At 45.8% G+C, this 22,314-nt stretch carries 22 protein-coding genes; 13 read left to right on the top strand and 9 right to left on the bottom strand.

The features are described 5' to 3' along the window. Positions 1 to 128: 128 nt before the first annotated feature. The 3 genes from QUB33_RS11540 (at position 129) to QUB33_RS11530 (ending at position 2,424) form a co-directional block, all read left to right on the top strand. Positions 129 to 1,364, top strand: coding sequence for an adenylate/guanylate cyclase domain-containing protein (locus QUB33_RS11540; RefSeq protein WP_333350467.1), 1,236 nt, complete (start codon positions 129 to 131; stop codon positions 1,362 to 1,364). Between the two features lie 31 nt (positions 1,365 to 1,395). Next, positions 1,396 to 2,004: a DUF6272 family protein gene (locus QUB33_RS11535; RefSeq protein WP_333350465.1), complete on the top strand. Its 609-nt coding sequence runs from the start codon at positions 1,396 to 1,398 to the stop codon at positions 2,002 to 2,004. Positions 2,005 to 2,070: 66 nt separating this feature from the next. Beyond that, a complete protein-coding gene (locus tag QUB33_RS11530; protein ID WP_333350463.1) occupies positions 2,071 to 2,424 on the top strand; it encodes a slr1659 superfamily regulator in 354 nt (117 codons plus the stop codon). A gap of 88 nt (positions 2,425 to 2,512) precedes the next feature. Here QUB33_RS11530 and QUB33_RS11525 read toward each other — a convergent pair whose 3' ends face one another. Together QUB33_RS11525 and QUB33_RS11520 are read right to left on the bottom strand one after the other, a co-directional pair. Continuing rightward, positions 2,513 to 3,994 (bottom strand): ATP-binding protein, encoded by a 1,482-nt coding sequence (locus tag QUB33_RS11525; RefSeq protein ID WP_333350461.1) that lies wholly within the window; start codon positions 3,992 to 3,994, stop codon positions 2,513 to 2,515. 129 nt (positions 3,995 to 4,123) lie between these two features. Next, positions 4,124 to 4,984 (bottom strand): alpha/beta hydrolase, encoded by an 861-nt coding sequence (locus tag QUB33_RS11520; RefSeq protein ID WP_333350459.1) that lies wholly within the window; start codon positions 4,982 to 4,984, stop codon positions 4,124 to 4,126. A 128-nt stretch (positions 4,985 to 5,112) separates the two neighbouring features. Between QUB33_RS11520 and QUB33_RS11515 the strand changes: the two genes are divergently transcribed. Both QUB33_RS11515 and QUB33_RS11510 read left to right on the top strand, forming a co-directional pair. Continuing rightward, positions 5,113 to 5,313 (top strand): hypothetical protein, encoded by a 201-nt coding sequence (locus QUB33_RS11515; protein ID WP_006634481.1) that lies wholly within the window; start codon positions 5,113 to 5,115, stop codon positions 5,311 to 5,313. 146 nt (positions 5,314 to 5,459) lie between these two features. Beyond that, positions 5,460 to 7,385 (top strand): BamA/TamA family outer membrane protein, encoded by a 1,926-nt coding sequence (locus tag QUB33_RS11510; protein WP_333350457.1) that lies wholly within the window; start codon positions 5,460 to 5,462, stop codon positions 7,383 to 7,385. Between the two features lie 380 nt (positions 7,386 to 7,765). Here QUB33_RS11510 and QUB33_RS11505 read toward each other — a convergent pair whose 3' ends face one another. From QUB33_RS11505 to QUB33_RS11495, 3 genes are all read right to left on the bottom strand, one after another. Continuing rightward, complete coding sequence (locus QUB33_RS11505; RefSeq protein ID WP_333350492.1) at positions 7,766 to 8,614, bottom strand: IS630 family transposase; 849 nt, start codon at positions 8,612 to 8,614, stop codon at positions 7,766 to 7,768. Positions 8,615 to 8,798: 184 nt separating this feature from the next. Then, positions 8,799 to 10,100, bottom strand: coding sequence for a HEAT repeat domain-containing protein (locus QUB33_RS11500; RefSeq protein ID WP_333350455.1), 1,302 nt, complete (start codon positions 10,098 to 10,100; stop codon positions 8,799 to 8,801). 45 nt (positions 10,101 to 10,145) lie between these two features. Then, positions 10,146 to 10,724, bottom strand: a complete 579-nt coding sequence (locus QUB33_RS11495; RefSeq protein WP_333350453.1) for a CPBP family glutamic-type intramembrane protease — start codon at positions 10,722 to 10,724, stop codon at positions 10,146 to 10,148. Positions 10,725 to 10,783: 59 nt separating this feature from the next. Between QUB33_RS11495 and QUB33_RS11490 the strand changes: the two genes are divergently transcribed. Next, entirely contained in the window at positions 10,784 to 11,074 is a 291-nt protein-coding gene (locus tag QUB33_RS11490) for an acylphosphatase (protein ID WP_333070478.1), read from the top strand. A 133-nt stretch (positions 11,075 to 11,207) separates the two neighbouring features. On the opposite strand, the gene QUB33_RS11485 is transcribed toward QUB33_RS11490, so the two are convergent. Then, positions 11,208 to 11,855, bottom strand: coding sequence for a phosphoribosylanthranilate isomerase (locus tag QUB33_RS11485; RefSeq protein WP_333350451.1), 648 nt, complete (start codon positions 11,853 to 11,855; stop codon positions 11,208 to 11,210). A gap of 133 nt (positions 11,856 to 11,988) precedes the next feature. Between QUB33_RS11485 and psaK the strand changes: the two genes are divergently transcribed. From psaK to QUB33_RS11465, 4 genes are all read left to right on the top strand, one after another. Beyond that, the gene (psaK, locus tag QUB33_RS11480) at positions 11,989 to 12,273 is read left to right on the top strand and encodes a photosystem I reaction center subunit PsaK (protein ID WP_333350449.1); all 285 of its coding nucleotides are present in this window, start codon (positions 11,989 to 11,991) and stop codon (positions 12,271 to 12,273) included. Between the two features lie 80 nt (positions 12,274 to 12,353). After that, complete coding sequence (locus QUB33_RS11475) at positions 12,354 to 13,550, top strand: site-2 protease family protein (RefSeq protein ID WP_333350447.1); 1,197 nt, start codon at positions 12,354 to 12,356, stop codon at positions 13,548 to 13,550. Positions 13,551 to 13,631: 81 nt separating this feature from the next. Next, positions 13,632 to 15,581 carry an adenylate/guanylate cyclase domain-containing protein gene (locus QUB33_RS11470; protein WP_333350445.1) on the top strand — a complete coding sequence of 650 codons (1,950 nt, stop codon included), beginning with the start codon at positions 13,632 to 13,634 and terminating at the stop codon, positions 15,579 to 15,581. Positions 15,582 to 15,608: 27 nt separating this feature from the next. Next, positions 15,609 to 16,403 (top strand): DUF928 domain-containing protein, encoded by a 795-nt coding sequence (locus QUB33_RS11465; protein ID WP_333350443.1) that lies wholly within the window; start codon positions 15,609 to 15,611, stop codon positions 16,401 to 16,403. A gap of 275 nt (positions 16,404 to 16,678) precedes the next feature. Here QUB33_RS11465 and QUB33_RS11460 read toward each other — a convergent pair whose 3' ends face one another. Next, positions 16,679 to 17,431: a biotin/lipoate A/B protein ligase family protein gene (locus QUB33_RS11460; protein WP_333350441.1), complete on the bottom strand. Its 753-nt coding sequence runs from the start codon at positions 17,429 to 17,431 to the stop codon at positions 16,679 to 16,681. 144 nt (positions 17,432 to 17,575) lie between these two features. On the opposite strand from QUB33_RS11460, the gene QUB33_RS11455 reads away from it, so the two are divergent. Both QUB33_RS11455 and QUB33_RS11450 read left to right on the top strand, forming a co-directional pair. After that, positions 17,576 to 17,902 carry a thioredoxin domain-containing protein gene (locus QUB33_RS11455; protein WP_333052940.1) on the top strand — a complete coding sequence of 109 codons (327 nt, stop codon included), beginning with the start codon at positions 17,576 to 17,578 and terminating at the stop codon, positions 17,900 to 17,902. Between the two features lie 246 nt (positions 17,903 to 18,148). Beyond that, a complete protein-coding gene (locus QUB33_RS11450) occupies positions 18,149 to 19,381 on the top strand; it encodes an LL-diaminopimelate aminotransferase (RefSeq protein ID WP_333350439.1) in 1,233 nt (410 codons plus the stop codon). A gap of 243 nt (positions 19,382 to 19,624) precedes the next feature. Here QUB33_RS11450 and QUB33_RS11445 read toward each other — a convergent pair whose 3' ends face one another. Beyond that, positions 19,625 to 20,023 carry a hypothetical protein gene (locus QUB33_RS11445; RefSeq protein ID WP_190738972.1) on the bottom strand — a complete coding sequence of 133 codons (399 nt, stop codon included), beginning with the start codon at positions 20,021 to 20,023 and terminating at the stop codon, positions 19,625 to 19,627. Positions 20,024 to 20,148: 125 nt separating this feature from the next. Beyond that, a complete protein-coding gene (gene surE, locus QUB33_RS11440) occupies positions 20,149 to 20,955 on the bottom strand; it encodes a 5'/3'-nucleotidase SurE (RefSeq protein WP_333350436.1) in 807 nt (268 codons plus the stop codon). 222 nt (positions 20,956 to 21,177) lie between these two features. Here surE and pheS point away from each other — a divergent pair, with 222 nt between their 5' ends. Beyond that, on the top strand, positions 21,178 to 22,182 hold the full coding sequence (gene pheS, locus QUB33_RS11435) for a phenylalanine--tRNA ligase subunit alpha (protein WP_333350434.1): 1,005 nt from the start codon (positions 21,178 to 21,180) through the stop codon (positions 22,180 to 22,182). Positions 22,183 to 22,314 lie beyond the last annotated feature (132 nt).

Genomic DNA, 22,314 nt, shown 5'->3' with positions numbered 1-22,314 from the left:
GAGGTCTTGGATTTAGCGCTCAAGCATCGAAGCAGAAACAGGATTTCGAGTTCCGCGCCTGTAAGTTATAATAATTTACAGCGAGGAAGTCAAACAATTTTGCGCTTCCAGATTCGGGAGTTTAAATTATGAAACCACAAATAAATTTATCACCATCTAAATCTCCAGAAGAACTCCATACCCAGCTACAGGATTTGAGCCAAAAACTTGAGGAACTAGAGGATGAAAAAAATAGCTATGAAACCTTAGTAGAAATTATCACGCAACACTCCACGGATCTGGAAAACCAGATCCGTCATAAAAACCGAGAGATGCAGACTTACATTGAGCAAGTAAAAAAGGTTATAGATGCAGCTATTGCTGTAAAAAACAATAGCTTTCAACCCCAGATATTGTCAGATGTGGCAGCGCGCAGTGATGCACTGGGAGAACTGGCCCAGGTATTTTCCCATATGGTGCAAACGGTGAAAGCGCGGGAACAAGAATTAGAGAAACTTTTGCAGGCTTACGGACGTTTCGTTCCCGATGAATTTCTCCAATTTCTCGGCAAGCAGAGCATGGTTGATTTCCAGCTTGGAGATCACGTCAGCAAAGAGATGGCAATTATGTTTTCCGATATGCGTTCGTTCACTACGATGGCGGAGCAAATGACTCCTCAAGAAAATTTTGATTTCATTAATAACTATTTACAGCAAGTTAGTCCCGAAATTCGTAAGCACAACGGTTTTATTGTCAAGTATATAGGAGATGGAGTGATGGCAGTTTTCCCTGATGGCGTTGATGATGCTATTCAGGCAGGAATTGTGAAATTGGATCAGTTGCAGAAATACAATCAAAGCCGTAAAATAAATGGGGATATACCGCTGAAGATTGGCATTGGTATCCATGTGGGTGATACGATGGTTGGGATTATTGGAGATGCGAATCGGATGCAAGCAGATGCGCTCTCAGATCATGTCAATCTCACCGCTCGTCTGGAAGGTTTGACTAAGTATTATGGCGTATCTTTATTAATTTCTGGAGATGTGGTACAACGTTTGAGTCAACCCGACAAGTATCATATCCGTTTTTTGGATCGGGCTATTGTCAAAGGTAGACAAGAAGCCATTACAGTTTGTGAGGTGTTAGATGTTGAAGTAGAACCAGTGCGATCGCTCAAAATTCACACTTTGCCTATATTTGAGGAAGGACTCCAAGAATATTGTCAGGGAAATTTTGCTAAGGCTATAGTTTGCTTTGAACAGATAGTCGCCCTAAATCCAGATGACAAGCCCAGTCAACTTTACCTAAAACGCATCCAATCGCTGTTAGCAAATAGTATTCCTGCTAACTGGAATGGCGTGTGGAAATTCACCCAGAAGTGACATTAATACATCAATTGGAGGCAGAAAAATCATGACATCTGGAAGCTTAAAAATAATGACACAAATCTTTGGAGAATTCATTGAAGAATTTCCTCCTGAACACGACTCCCTAGAACTTACATTTACCCCCAGTTCTCGTCCCATCAAACAGCGCTGGCGCAATAACAGGCTTTCAGCTCATTTTGTAGCCGATTATTTGTCTAGCTTTCTACCGGTGGATGAGGAGGATGCTAGCAGCGAGAAACGGATAAAAGAAAGCAAGGGAGCTGTGAGCTACGTAGCCAACGAACTGTTAGAAAATGCGATAAAATTTAATAAGGATGATATTAATTACAAAGTCAAATTTGGCATACACTTTATTGGTGAAACAGAGGTAACGGCGGTAATTTTTGCCAGTAATAGTGTCAATCCAGTAGGGGCGAATAAGTTGAAGGAGTTTATTGAAGAAATTATGGCTTCCGATCCCAATGAACTTTATTTGCAGCAGCTTGAAAAGAATGCGGAATCGGAAAGTGACACCTCGGGATTGGGATTGCTGACGATGATTAATGACTATTCAGCTAAGATAGGTTGGAAATTCGATCGCAGGCCAGATAGTGATACCATCATTGTTACGACTGTGGTTCAAATTAGGGTCTAGTTTCTAGCATTTCAATATTTACTCTCTTGTGCGATCGCAATATTTTAGTCAGGAAACCAAATCACAATGGGCATTCAAGAAATTAAAGGTGAAGATTACAGCATTCAGTACGATCCAGAATCAGTCACACTCGCTTTCCAAGGCGAACTCAGCCTGAGCGGTCCAGCAGAGTATGCACCAATAGCCGAATTGTTAGATGAGGTCGCCAATGGCGAACCTCCTACTATTACCTTGAATCTAAAACAATTGGAATTTGTTAACAGTTCTGGTATCAGTATGCTGTCTAAATTTGTCATTAGCGTCCGGAAAAAGAAAACAATTCAACTTGTGGTATTGGGTTCAAATGATATTCCTTGGCAACAGAAATCTCTCAGAAATTTAGAAAAGCTGTTACCAACTTTGAAGCTCGAATTAGCGTAGGATATGTGTAAATTTTAACTACAGTTAACACAGGCCGGACGCCCGTACCACAGTTACCATAGATAAATTTGGATGATTAGTAAATTGCTTAAGTTTGCTGGATCGGCAGTTCAATGATAAACTCGGTTCCCTTGCAGGGTTCAGATTCACACCGGAGCGAGCCTCGGTGATTTTCTACTAAGATTTTGTAAACAATAGACAATCCTAAACCCGTACCTTTACCAATTTCCTTGGTGGTGAAAAACTGCTCGAACATTCGCTCTTTTATCTGTGGTGTCATTCCGGGTCCTGTGTCAGCAATCCGCACTCTCACGCGATCGGGCCCTGCTAATTCTGTGGTGATCAAAATTTTTAGCGCAGCATAGGGCTGATTTTGTGATACCTCGTCCAAAGCATCGATCGCGTTGGTAATTAGATTCATAAATACTTGATTGAGCTGTCCAGAATAACACTCTACAGGAGGCAATTTTCCATAATTTTTAACTACTTGAATGTCGCGACGGTCTATTTGAGAATTGAGACGGTTTCGCAAAATTAACACGGTGCTGTCAATGCTGTCGTGCAAATCGCACATGGTCATGTTACTGTTATCGGTTCGCGAAAAGTTGCCCATAGATTTGACAATTTCGCGAATGCGATTGGAGCCCATTTGCATGGAAGAGATAACTTTAGGTAAGTCTTCAACTAGAAAACCAAGATCTATCTCTTCGATTTTAGCTGTGATTTCGGGACAGGGATTGGGATAGCATTCTTGATAGAGACACAGCAGGTGCAACAAATCTTGAGTATAAATTGCGGCATGGCTCAAGTTGCCGTAAATAAAACTAACTGGGTTATTAATTTCGTGGACGATACTAGCCATTAGCGCCCCCAGCGAAGACATTTTTTCGCTGTGGAGGAGTTGAGCTTGAGTTTGTTTTAGTTCGCAAAGTGCGCGATCGAGCTCGGCAGCTTGAGCTTCTGCTTTCGCGGTAGCAGCACAACTTTCTTGATAAAGTTCAACCTGTTTGAGGTCGATTTCAAATTGTTCTATTTCGCTTTCTTGCTGGTATTGACTCACCACGGCATCGAAAGCTTCTAGCAAGTCGCCGCCGGCTGCTTCGATAATGTACAGCAAATGGGGATTTTCCAGCATGAGTTCGGCATCAGGAACTTGCACCAATGCTTTTATTCGATCGATATATGCGCGCACTTGTTTGTCTAAATACAGTGGCGGCTCAAAATACATTGCCTTGAGGGTGGCTGAAGGGGGACTCACTAAGTTGATGCTGCTGCCAATATTAATTAAGTCGCGGTGCGATTTTTCCATAAGCTCGATCGCCTCTAACAAATTCACCCGCAGTTTGGCTCTTTCTACCCCATTCTGAGAGCAAACTAACCTCATGCAAAAAAAAGCCGTTCGCTGGGAAAGCATTCGCTGGCGGCCGCTGATATTAATTACCGCAGCACTAATTTTTCTGGCTGTCGTAATTTGTTCCAGATTAAAGTAGTTGCTCAGTGCTGCCATTGGTAATACTCCCGACTCAACTAAATGTCTGTAGCTCCTGCTGACACAAGATTTAAGAGCCATAAAAATAAGTGTACAATACACTAATCAATATACTCTGTATTTCCTAATAAAGTAGTATACTAAAACACAATTATTTGTAATTGGTGGCTTATCACAATTTTTATGATTCGGCTTGTTGCACAGTTTTTCTTAATTATTCAAAAATTTACAAGTCAACTTCGCCATAATTTGAGCTTGAGTTTGCGGCAACCCGTGAGCAGCATTGGGAATAATTGCTAACTCTGCCCCCGGTATCTCGTTAGCGTAGGTTTGACAGTGCCATAAAGGAATTGTTTCGTCACTATCGGCTGCGATGACTAAGGTAGGAATTTGCAATTTGTGAATTTCTTTTTCTACTGTATCAACTGCATCTTCCGGCCGCATCCGCCTCCTTAAAAATGACCTTGCTACTGGTTGAGACATTAACTCCCTGCGCCACCCAGAAATTTGCTGCAATTGCTCACTTTTTCCCGCTAAACTAGCAAAAGGTTTTGCCAAATGCAAGGCCCAATCCACGGCTGGGGTTTCCCAGAGCAGCGGCCGCAAAGCATCGTATTGACCGCAAAAACTGTCGTCCCGAATTCCCGCCGGTGCTGCTAACACTAACCTGCTTACAGAATTAGGATATTTTAGGGAATATGCAGAGGCGACCCAACCGCCAAAAGAATGCCCGATGATGCAGCAGGGTTCGATATTTAGTTGTTCTACAACTTGCCGCACAAAAGCCACTTCTACAGCTACGTCGTAGCGGATTTCTGGTTTGCTGGATTCTCCAAAACCTAACATATCTAAACTGATGCACCGAAACTGAGATTGCAATAACTCAATTAATGGCAGCCAGCAAGTCTTTTCTCCGAAGAAACCGTGCAGCATCAATAAGGGTCGGCCGCACCCGATGTCGAGGTAGGCGGCTGTTTGGTTGGTGCTATTGACAAATGTACTTAAGGTATGCTTGTGCCCTACAACTGCTTGAGACTGCATGGCGATCGACTCCTGATAGGTAAGATACATTTGTAAATAGTTGTAACAAAAAAGCAGTCCAAACGTTAAACTTCATTACGGAGTACACAGTTAGAAATAGACCATGATATTGTCTATGATTATTAGAAAATACTACAAACCCAAAGCAGGAGAACACTTTGAACTCTACTTTAAAACAGTACCCGGCTTGCTCTCTTCGCGAAGATGTCAGTGAGTACGTAGCACACCTACAGCTTCACATGACGTTACAAGCTCGCAACTTGCTCCCTACCATTACCACCGCTAAGGATAGTCGCGAACAACTGTTGCAGCAGACTCAGGCTCATTTTGAGAAACGAGTTTCTCGACAAGCTATTTAAACAAATTTAACGATCGCCCCCGATCGAACTTTCCCACATTTCAGCATCCCAGAAACCCGGTAGCCTCAAAATACCGGGTTTCTTTTCGGCTAATTATGCAGGGGGCCCGGTTTTGGGTAATATGCGTTGGGTGTGCTTTAAATTTAATGTCTATGCGAATTCCGATTATTGCATTTTTGACTTTGGCTGCGCTGGCTGGCGGCGAATTGGCAGCGCGGGCGATCGATCCGAGTGCCGCACCGACTGAGGCGGAGTTTAGAGAGGGAACCGCAGAAATTGACAGGCGAGACGCCTGTCCCACAAGGGCACAGAGGGAGGAGGATGAGGTCATTGGTGACAACTTAACGTCAAACCCACCGTCTCTGTTGTTTGTAGCGAAGTCTAGATCCCGCCTAACCCCCCTTAATAAGGGGGGGACAAGAAATATGCTCAAAGTCTCCCTTATTAAGGGGGATGTAGGGGGATCTAGACTCGATGACAAGCGACATTTGTTATCGGTTCCAGTCTTAAATAGTCACCAATCGGATGAGGTGAACCCAACTGTGCAGGATTTGCCGGCATCGGATGAGATCGCAGCTTCTGGAGAACTACGCGCGGCGCAGCTATCCCCTAGGGAATCTCTCTCTCTCAAGTCCAGCCACAATAAAGATTTTACATCTCTGTTAAAAACTCCGGCGACGATCGCGGCCAAGGCCGAAATCCCCGAAGCATTAAACAGCAACGCCCGACAGCTAGGCGGTGCTCTACAAATCAGTCAAGCGGGCAATGCTGAAGGCGTTTACGTTGCAGAGGTGAAAATTCGCTTTGTCAATTCCCGAGGCGAAGCTGTTGATAAAAAAGGGAATCCGGTTGAGGGCAGAATTTCGGAAGATTTTATCCGAGGCGAGCTCAAACTCAAGGCGGGGGATAACTACAGCCGGGAAGTTGTACGATCGGATTTACAGCAGTTGCAGCAATTGGGATTGTTTGACAAAGTGACGGTTTCGATTGAAGAAGTTGGCACGGATGTTAATGTAATCTACAACGTTCAAGAGCGATCGGCTCGCTCTTTTAGCGTGAGTGCCACTCTTAGTGATGATGTTGGCGTTGCTGTTCCTCTTTCCTATACCGATCGAACTTTCGGCCGGACCCCGCAGCGGCTGGCGGTGGAACTTGAGCCCAGCCTCCGAGGTATCCAGTACGATGTCCAGTTTGTCAGCCCTTACGTTGCCGCCGAAGACCGTTTGGGATACAGTGTGAGAGCTTTTGGCGATCGCAGAATATCGGAAATTTTCAACAAAGATATTGATTTGCCCAACGGGTACCGGGTACGGGAAATTCGGATGGGGGGAAATCTCAGGTTTACCAGACCTTTGGGCGATTGGCGAGGGACTTTGGGACTGAATTATACAAATATCAGCACGCGCGATCGCAACTTAAATATCGCCCGCCGCGACGAACTCGGCAATCCTCTCACATTTAGCGGCAGCGGCGTTGACGAGTTATACACTGTTTCTTTTGGTGCGATGCTCGATCGGCGGGACAATCCCTTCGACCCAACCAGAGGCTCGATTCTCAGCCTCAGCACCGAGCAGTCGATACCTCTGGGGCGAGGTAACATTGTGAGTAACAGGCTGTTGGCGAATTATATACAGTATGTGCCAGTAACTTTGTTGGGCATCAGCGAGTCCGAAGCCTTGCCCGAAATGCTGGCTTTTAACTTGCAAGCGGGTACGGTAATCGGAGATTTGCCACCCACGGAAGCTTTTCGCCTCGGCGGCCGCAATTCCGTGCGGGGTTACGATAGCGGGGATATTGGCAGCGGCCGGAGTTATTTTTTGGCTTCCGGCGAATATCGGTTTCCTGTTGGCAGGGATGTCGGCGGCGTGATATTTGTTGATTTTGCGTCGGATTTGGGAACGGGAGATAGCGTACTGGGAAAACCGGCGGTAGTCAGGGACAAACCGGGGACTGGGGCGGGTGTTGGGGTCGGTGTGAGGGTGCGATCGCGCTTTGGATTAATTCGCTTAGATGTGGGTGTTAGCGACTCTGGCGACCTCAAATTTATACTCGGTACAAAGCAGCGATTTTAAGAATAGTGCAACAGATCATATCAATTCCGGTTGCACCGTCCGTGATTGTTGACTGTTGACTGTTGACTGTTGACTGTTGACTGTTGACGGGCGGGTCGAAAAACTGAATGGTTGAGTGTTAACTGTTGACTCGATTTTATTATTCCGATGCAACCGGAAACGATATCAGTTAACCCACAGTCTGAAACAGATTTTGTGCGGCTCAATTGTCGCCAAAGCCGTTGGCAGGGCATCATCAAACCTACCGGCCTCGGCTGGCGGGGTGTCGGTGATTGCTGCTAAGGATTGGGCGAGTTGTCGATCGAATAATTGAGTTGGATTTCTTTGCTCAACCCAACCTCCAAAGTGGTACTATAGTCATTTCAAATAAAAAAGAGACACTATTGAGCGCAGTAGGCACAGATGAGTTCATCTAAAGATGTGCCAGGAGGAGCATACATTCTGGCTCGCTTTAAGGCACTAAAATCGTGTTCAATATCGTTCAGGTCGGGAGAATATTTCGGGAGAAAAAGAACTTGATGACCCGTTTCCTCTACCAGTTCTCGAATGGCTGTTTTTCGATGAATCGGTGCATTATCCATGATTAATATAGATGGCTTTGTTAGAGAGGGTAATAAATATAAAGACAACCACCCTTCAAAGCCTTCTGCATTGAGGCTTCCCGTAAAAACCATTGGGGCAATTAAGTCCTTTTTTCCTTTTCGTCTTCCGGCTACTAGATTTTCTCTTTTCCCCCGTTTTCCGGACTTTTCACCCCAAATTTTTTTACCTTTTTTTGACCAGCCATAAGCACAATCTTGAAACGACTCAAATCCTGATTCATCAACAAAAACCAGACTTTGACTTCCCGATATTTTAATCAATTTTCTGAGATTAGAGTAGTATTTCATTCTTTCTTCTCGGTTTCTCTCCTGGTAACGAAGTTCTTTTTTTTTTATGGTGATTTTCATTTCTTTAAGAGCATAAGATATGGCACTGGGTCTGGTCCCAAACTTCTTGGCTCTGTCGATTAATCTGGCATCTGGATTCTCTTTAACATCCTTTTCCAATGCCTTCCAATCTAGTTTTCTCTTACGTCTTTTTACCTTTGTAGCTTGAAGGTCTGACCGACCCAACCACCGATATATCGTTGCTCTTCCTACCTTAAATAGGACAGCAGCTTGGGCGATACGACCGCCATTTTCTACATAGTCCACTACTCTTTTTCTCAAATCAATACTGTAAGACATTTTCCTAGCGGCTTCACTATTTTTATTCATTTTACCTCATTTTTAAATAGTCTCATACTTATTTGAAATGACTATAATCGAAATTGAGTGGAATACAGCACCTCGGTAAGGACACAACAATGTTGTATCCCTACTGTGTGGTAGACAATTGACAATTGCTATATTTATTTAGGCTCGTAAATGCTTAACGCTTTGGTTTCTTTACATCAACAGTTTTCGGCTTAGCCGCCGGAGTGCGCGGATAAAACTTAAACTTATTGAGCGCAGCACTTGCCGATTTAGCCACACCGCTATCTATATCTCGCAAAGCTTTTTGTAGCAGCGGAATCACTTTTTCAGACTTAATCATTGCTAGTGCTTCCACAGCAGCTTGGCGCACCTCCGGCTGAATATCTTGAGCTAATTTTCCCAAGGTTTCTATTGCTCGCTGACCTTCGGCTCTCACAGCATTAGCAGCAGCCATTTTACCTAAAGCAGACGCTGCAAACTTGCGGGTTTCTTTGTCCTGACTTTGAACACATCCCATCAACTGCGGTAGGGAATAGCTTGGTGCTTGTCTGGTAATTGAAAGCTGTTGTTCGACTGCTGGTTGATGTAAATCAATTGGTTGTGGTTCCGAAAAATCTGTGTAATTTAACTCTTCTTGAACTTCTGTTTGATTTAACTCACTTGACTGTTCCTGCTCAACTTCTTGTTGTGGTAAATATTCTCCAAATTCTGTGGAATTTAACTGACTGAACTGCTGATCGGGGACTTCTTGTTGTTGTACATTACTCTCGTAATGCTCTTGCAAAGATCTGATAGTAGCTTGCATCTGAGCTTCGTGCTCTCTCAACTGCTCGTGAGCCGCTTGCAACTGACTCTCGTATTGCTCTTGCAAAGCCTCCATATTTAACTGCATCTCAACCTCTCGGTTCTCATATTCCTCGGCAATTTGCCTCAAGCGAATTTCGTGTTCATTTTGCAGGTTTTGCAAATGTTGCTCCATCTGAGCTTGATAATTTATATGCAATTCGTCAGCAACTCTGAGTAAATGATGTTCGTGTTCTGCTTGCAAAGATTGGATATTTTGCTGCATCCTAGCATTGTTAGCGGCTTCTAATTCCTCGCTGATTTGTCGCCGCAGCTCGTACTCGTCTACGCTGGCAACTGGTTGGACCTGACCGTCGCGTTCGGCCAAAACTTGTTGGAGCTGATTTTCATATTGAGCCGCAACTTGTTTGAGCTGGTTTTCGTATTGGGTAGTAACTTGTCTGAGTAAATTTTCGTGTTCGATAGTAGCTTTTCTAAGCTGATTTTCGCGTTCTTGTTGCTGAGATTCTACAGCTTGTCGCACCCGAGACATCTGAGCTAATTCTATTTCTTCACTAATTCTGCTAGTTTGCTGCAAGTATTGTTGTTTTTGCTTGTTTAAGCGCTTTTCCACTAACCAGTAAGCAACTGCTACCCCTGCCAAAAAACCTACGATCGCTCCTATGATACCCACAACTGAGATCCTCCCGACAAAATAGTGATGCTGGACTTTTTACATTTAACCATACAGCCTCCTGTAACCGCCCAGTAGCAACAGCCAGCCTGTCACTGCTAGCCAGTGAACCGCCACCGCAGGCCAGATAGAACCGCTTTGCAGGTATGCGAGGGAGCACGCAACTCCCAAAATTGCCGCCAGTAGCAAAAACACTGGATTCATAAAGGTCGATCGACCAACCGGGTAAAAAGTCAGCGCGTTCAGCGGGTGGTAAACTACAAAAACCGCCAAACTCGCGCATCCCCAAAACCACAGCATTAAGCCAGAAGCATCCTCGACGAACGGATGTGGCAGCATTAACACCCGGAACAATAATTCCTCGGTGATGCCCGGACTTAACAAACAGCCAATGAGCACTCCCACAATTGTACGCCGAGAGGTTTGCACGTCTACTTTTAGAAATCCCGACCAAAAACCCACGGAAAGAGCGATCGAAGTGTAAACCAGCGCGAGCATAGCTGCAACCAGCCAATCAGTGAAATCGGGAATAGTTGAAAAAGCTTGGGTAACGCGGCGTATCAGGAATCCCGGCAGTGCGTGAAGCGGAGCTATTCCGAAGGGAATCGCACTAAAATTTAACATAATCAAACTGATCCTTAAAATTTTCAAACAGATGTTAGCAGTAAGTTGAGCCGTTTATTATGCAAAACCAATCATTGCCGCCCGTCAGAGTCCGCGTTTTTGTTTCCGGATTAGTTCAAGGAGTAGGATACCGATATTCAACGAGGAATCAAGCAAAGTATTTCGGCCTGGGCGGCTGGGTAAGAAATCTCCCCGATGGGCGCGTCGAGGCTGTCTTTGAAGGATCTAAAAAAGCTGTGGAAGAAATGATTAGTTGGTGCCGCCGAGGCCCCACCGGTGCTACGGTTAGTGAGTTGGTTTTGGAATACGAAGACCCGGAGGGCGAGCGCACTTTTGAGATCCGCCGATAAAACAATAAACGGCATAAACTGCGGTTGAAACCGCTACTATACAAACGAAGTCTGCCTAGTCTAAGGCAGGCTTCGCCCAAGCAGACTAAAGAATAAATCCCATAAAAAGCGCGAACTTGGTATTGCCAATTTATCAATGATTAGCAAGTTGACTTAAATTAGCAAACAACTGAGCAACTTTGGTCAAATCTTTATCTCCCGGCGCTATTTCTACGCCGCTAGAAAGGTCAACACCGTTGAAGTTATTGCCGATCGCGCTATCAATTGCATTTAAAATATTATCGGGTGTTAAACCGCCCGCCAGCAGCCAAGGACACTGCGGTGTAAACTCTGATAACATCCTCCAGTCGATCGTTTTACCAGTACCGCCCAATTGCTCTGGATGGTAAGCATCCAGCAGTAAAGTATCGACCCGAACAGCATAAACAGCAGCGGTGGCTAAAGTTTCAGGAGTCTTAACTCTCAGGGCTTTGATAATTTCAATTCCCGGCAAAAACTCCCGCAGTCGATCGCAATATTCGGCTGTTTCATCTCCATGCAACTGCACCCCGCTTAAATTTGACTCTGCCGCTACTTGACAGATATTTTCTATTGTGGTGTTTGCAAAAACGCCGATGCGATCGACATTTTCCGGCAACTGCTCGACAATCAGGCGAATTGTTTCTGCGCTGACATAGCGCGGGGAAGCAGGCACGCAGATAAACCCCAAAGCTTGGGCTCCCAAGCGGGCGATCGCAATTCCTTGGTCTAATTTAGTGATCCCGCAAATTTTAACCCGCACTCTTCCTCCTCGGTTCCGCAGTTGTATCAAAATATCAACGAATTGTTAACTATTAAAACAAATCTTAGTTTAATGCAAACCGCTTTTTATAATCTTGGAAATCAATTTATCTGTGAAATCAGGAGATAAGAACATGATCACCTCATCTTTGCTGTTAGCCGTACAATCTACCGCTCCCTCAACACCCGAGTGGTCGCCACTGGTAGGACTCACAATGATTTTATGTAATTTGCTGGCGATCGCGATCGGCTACTACGGCATAGACAAGCGAAACCGAGGCAAGGGCCCAGCTTTACCCGTTCCAGTCCCTGGAATGTTCAAAGGCTTCGGCGTACCAGAATTGCTGGCCACAGCCAGCTTCGGCCACTTGCTTGGAGCCGGAGTAATCTTGGGCTTGGGTAACGCCGGGGTTTTGTAAAAATCAGGGGAAGGGGAAAGGCAAGGGGTAGAAAAGATATAATAGAAACTCTTTCTTGCTCTCCTTTCCCAGGAAACTTCATGCAGACAGGTTGGCGAATCGGCTCTTTATTTGGCATCCCCCTACTTATAGATTATTCGTGGTTTATAATTTTAGCCTTAGCAACCCGCGAATACGCCAGCAGTTACCGCGTGTGGGGGCCTACGCTCTCCTGGAGTGCGGGGTTAGCAATAGCTCTGCTACTGTTTGCTTCCGTGCTCTTGCACGAACTAGGACACAGCTTGGCGGCGATATCGCAAGGCATTAAAGTTAATTCTATTACCTTATTCTTATTTGGCGGGGTAGCTTCGATCGACTCGGAATCAAAAACTCCCGGTCAAGCTTTTCAAGTAGCTATTGCTGGCCCTCTCGTCAGCTTTGCGGTGTTTTTAATCCTCGGTTTGGGTTCTCAAGTTCTTCCGCCGAAAAGTTTGCTAGCAATTGTCACCGAAAGGGTAGCACTAATGAACCTCGTTTTGGGATTATTTAACTTAATTCCCGGTCTGCCTTTGGATGGAGGACAAGTTTTAAAAGCAGCAATTTGGAAAATCACCGGCTCTCGATTTACCGGCGTTCGCTGGGCGGCAAAAACAGGACAAGTTTTAGGTTGGCTAGCTGTTGCTTTGGGTCTGAGTTTTTGCTTTTTAGCGCGCGAGTACGGCGGCTTGTGGATTGCGCTCATCGGCTGGTTTGGCATTCGCAATGCCACTGCTTATAGCAGATTGACTTCACTGCAAGAAGCCCTGCTCAAAATTAAAGCCAGCGATGCGATGAGCCGCGAGTTTCGAGTTGTAGATGCAGATTTGACTCTGCGAGAATTTGCCGATCGCTATTTGTTAGAAGTCAATCCGTTTCCATTTTACATTGCTGCGACCAACGGCCGGGATTTGGGCTTAGTGTCGATCGACGATATCCGCTTCACAGAACGCAGTCAATGGCAAGTTCAGACTTTGCACAACATTTTGAAACCCCTGGGAAAAACCCCCACAGTCTCCGAAAAAGTATCCCTCGCCGAAGTAATTAACAGCATGGAAGCCCGTCAACTCCCCCGAATCATCGTCCTCTCGCCGATTGGTTCAGTAGCGGGGACGATCGATCGGGGTGACGTGGTTAAAGTTTTGGCAAAATACCTCAAACCCCAGGTTTCAATCGCCGACATCAAGCGCAGCAAAGAAGAAAACAGCTATCCGCAGGGATTGCAGTTAAGTGCGATCGCCAAAACCGCACAAGAAAACTAAAATTGTGGCATCAGTAAGGGGCATCAGTGATCAGTTAAGATGTAGCAAACTTTGTCACTCAGGGTTGAAACACTAAATTTTATGCCCCCATTCTTTAAGAGAATTTATCATAAATTTGCGGAGGGACGTGGAAAAAACTTAACTTATTTCTTCCCCTTCCCTGACTTGCAGCCTCTTGCTATTATCTGGATTGTCGTGACGGGAACTCTATTGGGAGTGCGGCATTTAGGCGGGTTGCAGCCACTAGAATTAAATGCTTACGACCTCATGGTGCAGTTGCGACCCGATCAGGGCCCTGACCCCAGGTTGCTGATTGTTGAAGTCACAGAGCAGGATATTAATACTATTGAAAAATGGCCAATTTCAGATCGCACTTTAGCAAAAGCGATCGCAGAAATAGCGCGTCTTCAACCTACAGCTATTGGCATAGATATCCTTCGCACGACTCCCTACGAACCTGGGAATGCAGAATTAGTCACTCAATGGAAAAACCCCAAAGTAATCCCCATTACCTTCATCGGCAGATCTGAGTCCGAGCGAGTGCCACCACCTCCCAATATACCAGACAAGCGAGTAGGGTTTAACGATTTAGTAGTCGATCCAGACCGTATAGTGCGTCGAAATTTGATGTTGAAGGGCGATGGCAAAAAAATAGTGTATTCATTTTCGATGCGGCTAGCTTTTGCCTATTTTAAAAGTCAAAAAATAGCTCATCAAAAAACAGAAAAAAACGAACTTCAGGTAGATAAAACAGTATTTTCAAAGTTGCGTTCGGACTCAGGAGGTTATCAGAACATAGATGCCGGAGGCTATCAAGTCCTGCTCAATTACCGCTCTGCTGAAAATATAGCAAAGAGCGTGACACTAACTCAAGTGTTGCAGGGAAAAGTCGATCCTAAATTGGTGAAGGGTAAAATAGTGCTAATAGGCGTTACAGCCCTAAGTGTTAACGATTTATTTTTTACCCCTTACAGCGCTACTGAAAGCGAAAACCAGCCGATGCCTGGGGTATTAATTCACGCAACGGCCACCAGCCAAATTCTCAGCGCAGTTTTAGATGGCAAAGGGCTATTTTGGTATTGGGATGAATGGCAAGAAATCCTCTGGATCGCTGTTTGGAGTGCAGTGGGCGGCTGTTTAGCTTGGCGCGTCGAAAAATCGCTGAATTTGATCGCGATCGCGATCGCAGCTTGCGGCTCATTATTCGGATTCACCTTTTTCCTATTCATGCAACAGGGGTGGATACCTCTAATAGCTCCAGCCCTGGCCCTTTTAATCACCGCAGGAGTCGCAGTCACCTATAAATACGAGCAGTCGAGGCAACAGCAAGGGATTGTGATGAAATTATTAGGACAACAAACTTCACCCGCGATCGCAAATGCCCTGTGGAAAGAGCGCGTCCATCTGCTCGAATCAGGGTTATTGCCAGGGCAAAAAGTTACTGCTACGATCATCCTCACCGACTTGCAGGGTTTTAGTACAATCTCCGAAAAACTACCGCCCGAAGTGGTAATGAGTTGGTTAAATGAGTATTTATCAGCAATGGCGCAAGAAGTCCAAGCACATCAAGGGGTGATTAATAAATTTACCGGAGATGGAATGCTGGCAGTATTTGGCGTACCCATTCCCCGCACCACTCCAGAAGAAATTGCAGAAGATGCTCGCCTCGCAGTATCTTGCGCTTTAGCCATCAGTTCCCGCTTGCCAGAAATGAATCAAAATTGGCTCACACGCGGTTTACCGGCCGTAAAAATGCGAGTAGGCATCTTTACAGGGCCTGTTATGGTGGGTAGTCTCGGAGGCACAACCCGTTTAGAATATGGAGTGATCGGCGACAGCGTAAATATTGCCTCTCGACTCGAAAGCTGCGAAAAAGATCGGCACGAGGACACTTGCCGGATATTGATTGCAGAAGAAACCTTACTGCATCTGGCAGACCAATTTGAAGTAGAATCTTGGGGAGCTTTACCGTTAAGAGGCAGGGAACAAAAAGTTAATGTCTACCGCATTTTGGGAATAAAACAGAAATAAAAAGACACAATTTCTCCCTAAAAAACCATGAAGCCCATGAAAAAAATTACTAAGTTTATCCTGAATCTGACATCAGTTGGATCAATAGTATTGATCGCCACACTTAACGCTTCCCTTTTTCCAGTTGTGGGACAGGATATAGATATAAACCCAGGGCCCGGGCCACGCACTAGACCGGGAGGGCCGCGCTTCGTTCAGCCCCGTGAAGATATAGATGAGCGGCCCCCCACTCAACCGGGACGCCCTGTGCGCGGTGGCTGCGCGAGCATTAGTCAGCTAGGTCTCACAGCCTTAGTGCCTAAAAATAAGATCGGACGGACTGTTTCCGAGTATCCAACTTTCTTTTTCTACTTGCCTCAAACAGAGGCAGAATTAGCCGAATTTATCCTACAAGATCAAAGCGGCAAGCAGATTTATAAACAGGATGTCACAATTAGCAATTTATCAGGGGTGATCGGCGTTAATATCCCCGCTAACCAAAATCTGCCACCCTTGGAAGTAGGCAAAACTTACCGTTGGAATTTAACAGTGATTTGCGACTCTCAAGACCGATCGGCAGATCAGATCGAAATCGGTAGTGTACGGCGGGTTGAACTCAGTGCAGATATCCGCCGTCAATTAGAGAAGGCTGATCCGCGCCAGCAAACCGTTATTTATGCTGAAAATGGGATTTGGCAAGATGCCCTCAGCACCCTAGCTGCCGCTCGTCGCGCTAATCCTAATGATGCAGAATTAACTGCTGATTGGGAAAGCTTGCTGGATTCTGTGAAATTGGGCCAAATTGCCAAAGAGCCGATCGTTCAAACTGAGCCAAAGCCATAAGCTGTACTGCATTTAAATTTAACTTTTTTGGCGTCGGAGCAACGGCCCACAAGAGTTTTAATAAAAATAAGTGTACAAATTTTTAACTGGTATCACTAACAGCCAAGATGAACGTTCCACAACAAAGAAATTTTATTGTGGAACGGCCATCTTGGCTGTTCCGAAAATGCTGCCGACTTTTTGACCCACAATAATTATTCCATAAATCTCTTGTGAAACGGCCATCTTGGCTGTTCCGAAAATGCTGCCGGAAAGCCCGCCGCCAAATATGCAGATTAAATGTGAAACAGCTTATTACTTGTTAATTCCCAAATATCCTGCCATTCCTCTTCTGAAAGTGGCTGCACTTTCAAATCAATTTCAAAACAGCGACCAGCAGCCGCACTCAAAACATCAATTACAGTTGCAATCAAATCATCTCCCCCTTCAGATAGAGGTAATTGCACAGGAATTAATTGTTCCTCAAACACTTGAGAAAACAAAGGAAAATCTGGCTGCAAACGCATCGAACCGTGCTGCAAAATAGCATCACCCCGTCGCAATTGCGCGCTACCAATTAACTTGCAGCCATCAAGTGTAACTAAATCTGCACCCGTCGCAGTACCAAAACAATTCGGATTGTGAATATAACCCCTTCCTGCTTCCCCGTATTGCAAATCCAAACCCATCGCCCTCCAACCCTCAATCAAAAACTCGCAAATAGTCTGATAAGCTTTCATACGGCTGCTTCCAAATCCCGACGCCACAACTGCATAAGTTAAATCCCCTTGGTGCAGCACGGCGCGCCCGCCGCTGGGCCTCCTCACCAACTCCACAGGCATTCCCTGCCAAGACAAATGCTGCCAAAACTCCGGCCACCTGCGCTGGTGGTAGCCCAAGGAAATCGCCGCCGGTTGCCAAGTGTAAAATCGCAGAGTTGGCGGATGTTTGCCCGCTAGATGCTGTTCCAGCAGCCATTGGTCGATCGCCATCTGCACGCTACCAGACGCCGACAGCAGTGGAATTAAACGCCAAACAGAATTAGCCATCCGTCCCGAGTCCTGAGTTTCTACTCAATAATTCGCAGAATGTTTTAAAATTAGTAACAGTTTTTTGGGCCTGTCTTCTAAGTTGGTGCAAGTTTCACGCCCGCCGGTGCTTTAGAAATAAATAGAAAAAATAATCGCAGAACCATGAGCAACAGTGTAATTGTCATTAACGACGAAAAATTTGAAACAGAAGTCCTGAAAGCTGAGCAACCAGTGCTTGCCTATTTTTGGGCTACTTGGTGCGGGCCTTGCAAACTGATCGCGCCTTCGATAGACTGGGTGGCGGCCAACTACAGCGATCGGCTGAAAGTGGTTAAAATGGAAATTGACCCCAATCCTAATACTGTCAAGCAGTATAAAGTAGAAGGAGTCCCAGCTCTCAGGCTCTTTAAAAATGCCGAAGTAGTGCTTTCTCACGAGGGAGCTATTACTAAACAAACTTTGATCGGTTTGCTCGACGCTCACTTATAAACTTTGGAAATGATTCGGGAGTTTTCAACTCCCAACTTACAATTATAGCAATCGCAAATATTTTTTTAATATCTCTCTTTTATCCTCGATATTTCTTTTTGACTCTACGCCCTCTGCGCTATCGGCGGTTAGTCAAAGCGGTTAGTCAAAAAAATAATTTACAAACTCAAGAAAAATGCTATATAAAAAATAATAATTTAGCTAGTATAAAAATATTCCTTAAAATTCCCCAAAAATACAGAAAATATGCAATTTGCTAAACGTTTAGATCCACTGCAATTTAATGTATTTGCCGATATGGATCGGGCAAAAGCTCAAGCTAGAGCAGCGGGGCAAAATGTGATTGACTTGTCTCTGGGTTCTTCGGATTTGCCGGCGGCTGCTCACATTACAGATGCGATCGCACATTCTCTGTCCGACACCAGCACCCACGGCTATTTGCTGTTTAATGGCACAAGAGATTTTCGGGAAGCAGCAGCTATTTGGTACGAGCAAAAATTTGGGATTGCAGTCAATCCAGAAACAGAAGTGCTGCCGTTAATTGGTTCCCAAGAAGGCACGGCGCATATGCCTTTAGCTGTACTCAACCCTGGAGATTTTGCTTTGCTGCTCGATCCGGGCTATCCTTCCCACGCGGGCGGTGTGCATTTGGCTGGTGGTCAAATTTATCCGATGCCTATATTAGCAGAAAATGCCTTTTTGCCGATATTTGAAGATATTCCGACAGCAGTGCTTGCTCAGTCGAAGATGATGGTTTTGAGCTATCCTCACAATCCTACAACTGCGATCGCCCCGGTTGCTTTTTTTGAGAAAGCTGTGGCTTTTTGTCGAGAACATCGGCTGGTTTTAGTTCACGATTTCCCTTATGTGGATTTGGTGTTTGACGATTCCGTAGGGGCGGTGCCCCCGTGCCCGCCCTCTGGTAACGAGGAAGAATATCGAAAATTGATGGCGCCGTCAATCTTTCAGGCGGATCGAGATAAAAGTGTGGCGATCGAGTTTTTTACACTATCCAAATCCTACAGTATGGGAGGTTTTCGAGTCGGATATGCGATCGGCAATTCCGAACTAATTGCAGCGCTGCGACAGGTAAAAGCCGCAGTGGACTTCAACCAATACCGAGGGATTTTGAACGGAGCGATCTCCGCATTAACAGGCCCTCAAGATACCGTCAGAACCAGCGTAGAGACCTTCAGAAAACGGCGGGATGCCTTTGTAAACGCGCTGCAGGGCATCGGCTGGCAAGTACCCGTACCCCCCGCCACCATGTACGTCTGGGCGAAACTGCCGGAACCTTGGGCCCAAGATTCCGTGAAATTTTGCACTCAGCTAGTACAGAGTACAGGAGTCGCGGCTTCCCCCGGTGCCGGTTTCGGGAAATCGGGAGAAGGTTACGTGCGATTTGCCTTAGTCGAGTCGCCAGCAATTTTGGAAACAGCAGTTAGAAAAATTGCTGAGTTTCTAAATTTAGCAAAGTGATATGTGTCAACTTAACTCGAAACACCCTCGTGAGACTTAAGCCAACCAGACTTGAGCTTTGAGGCAGGGGTTAAAACCCCTGCCGGACTGGGGTTTTGAAGTTTTTGGGTACAGGATGAAGGACACGGCGTTTAAGTGCTTACCCGTAGGTCAAGATGGATGCAATTGCTAAAATAGTGTGATTTATACCTAAAGGAATAGATATTTGCACGCAGTATCTGTCACAATTTCTTTTAAGAAATGTTAACGTGAGACATCTTGGGAATTACCAGTTCCGCTCACCCACTCTAAAAGTCCTTGAAGTGAATTCTCTCGGGGTAGCGATTGTTCCGTAGCGGCTAGCGCACACCCGAAAAAGACCACACTGCCCAAAATTGCAATCAGCGGAAAAGGCTTACCCAGCCCAAAGTCCCGCTGAAGGCGAGCTAACGGTCTGCTCTCGCGCCTGAGCATCTTTCCCACCGTCAGTTGTTTGAGACTAAAAGGATCGCGCACAAAATGACCGCTCCAACTAATTACCATATGAGAATGGCAGTGGGGACAGGTGAATAGTCCACTGACCATCCCGACTGGGCCTACGACGCTGGAACGGTTGCAGATCGGGCAAGTGACAGAATGAGTGTTATAGGTGGGAGCGTTCATAACTGTTTTTCTTGAGTAAAAAACCAATAACTAATGGGGAGCCTGTGTTAACGCCTAAGGCATAGACCTTTAGAGGCACTTTTCCTTAATTCCTAGTTTACCGCTCCGATCGGGTCGATCGGAGCTCACTGCTTGGGAAAACCTTCAACTTGCCAATCCCGCAACGAGTGCAAGTCTGGAGCACAGGTGAGATTATATTGCAAAGGAGTTACGGTTATTCTGTTGTCGCGAATAGCTTGTACGTCCGTAGGAATATCATGCGGCACCGCCGAATCGGCGCTTTCTTCTACATCTTCTAACAATTCCCCAGCCAGCCAATAATAAGTTTTGCCGCGCGGATCGGTGCGCTTTTGAAATATGTCGAAATAGCGGCGAATGCCTTGACGGGCGATCGCAACTCCGGTAATTTCTGCTTGTGAGACTGCTGGTATGTTGACATTCAACAGCATCGGTTTCGCCATTGGCTGTTTTTCCAACTGTGCCAGCAAGGTGACAGCGAAATCCACCGCCGGCCCAAATTCCTGCGAAGTAAAGCTGGCGAGGCTAAAAGCAATGCTGGGAATCCCTTCCATAATTCCTTCCATTGCTGCCGAAACCGTACCCGAACAGATGATATCCGTGCCTAAATTAGGCCCGTGGTTGATACCGGAAAGGACAAAATCCGGGGGTTTGTCAAGTAAAGCCCACAAAGCAAGTTTTACGCAGTCGGCGGGAGTGCCGGAACAGGCCCAAGCTTGGACTGCGGGATCAAAAATAGATTCGACAATTTCGGCGCGGATGGGTTGGTGCAAGGTAAGGCCGTGGCCGGTAGCGGAGCGCTCTCTGTCGGGACAAACTACGCTCACGTCGTGGCCAGCGGCGGCGAGAGCGTTGGCGAGGCTGCGGATGCCTTGTGCAAAGATGCCGTCGTCGTTGCTAATTAAAAGTTTCATTGAAATTTTTATAGGCCTTATAACAATACTAAACTAGATTCAACTAGGGCGATCGCTCTAACATCGAATTACCTATTACAAATTATCCGTAACTGCCTAAAATCTAAAATCTAAAATCTAAAATCTAAAATCAACAAGCTGTAGAGCCAAAATTGCGCTAAACTCAACTTGGCCCAAAACTGCCATCAATCTAAAATCTAAAATCTAAAATCTAAAATCAAAATGACTGTCCAGCTAAGCGACATTGAAACTCAACTAGAAACCCTCGGTCAAGAGTCCAAAAGTGCGATCGCCACTGCCAATACCCTCGAACAACTCGAACAGTTGCGCGTCGGCTACCTCGGCAAAAAAGGCCAACTCTCTCAAATTTTAGGCATGATGGGCAAACTGTCGCCAGACCAGCGACCCAAAGTAGGTGCGATCGCCAATACAGTCAAAGAAGCCCTGCAAGCCGATTTAGAAGACAAGCGGGCCGCCCTCCAAACCGCCCAAATCCAAGCCAAACTAGCCTCAGAAACCATCGATGTCACCATGCCGGGGATTTTTCGCCCCCAAGGCCGGATTCACCCCTTAAACGCAGTCATAGACCGCGCTCTCGATATCTTTGTCGGCCTCGGCTACACTGTCGCCAACGGCCCGGAAATGGAAACAGATTATTACAACTTCGAGGCGCTGAACACACCGCCAGACCACCCAGCGCGGGATATGCAAGATACATTTTACCTACCAGGCGGCGACTTGCTGCGGACTCAGACATCATCGGTGCAAATTCGCTACATGGAACAGCACAAACCACCGATTCGGATTGTCTCTCCCGGCCGCGTTTACCGCCGCGATACTGTCGATGCTACTCACGCAGCAGTCTTCCACCAAATTGAACTATTAGCAATTGATGAAGGTCTGACATTTACTGACTTGAAAGGCACAATTAAAGAGTTTTTGCGGCAAATGTTCGGGCAAGATTTGCCGATTCGATTCCGCACCAGTTACTTTCCGTTTACGGAACCTTCTGCCGAAGTTGATTTGCAGTGGAACGGCAAATGGCTGGAAGTTTTGGGCTGCGGAACGGTCGATCCTAACGTTCTTAAAGGAGTCGGTTTAGATCCAGAAAAATATACTGGGTTTGCGGCCGGTTTTGGTGTCGAGCGGTTCGCAATGGTACTTTATGAAATCGACGACATTCGCCGGGTTTATTCTAGCGATTTGCGCTTTTTGCGACAATTTTAAATAAGGGCTTGGGGTCGCTTACAGGAGCCGTCTAGATATCTTGGTCAATCTACATCAATCTTTCAGTTTCAAGTAAGTAAGTACAAATAAACATTACTTGGGGAGAGGGCGGGTTCTGCAACGATCGACTCG

Origin of the sequence: Microcoleus sp. B3-A4, from assembly GCF_036705385.1 — a bacterium.
GTDB lineage: Bacteria > Cyanobacteriota > Cyanobacteriia > Cyanobacteriales > Microcoleaceae > Microcoleus.
Note: the sequence above shows the minus strand (reverse complement) of the source record. Positions and strands in the feature narration are given on the sequence as shown.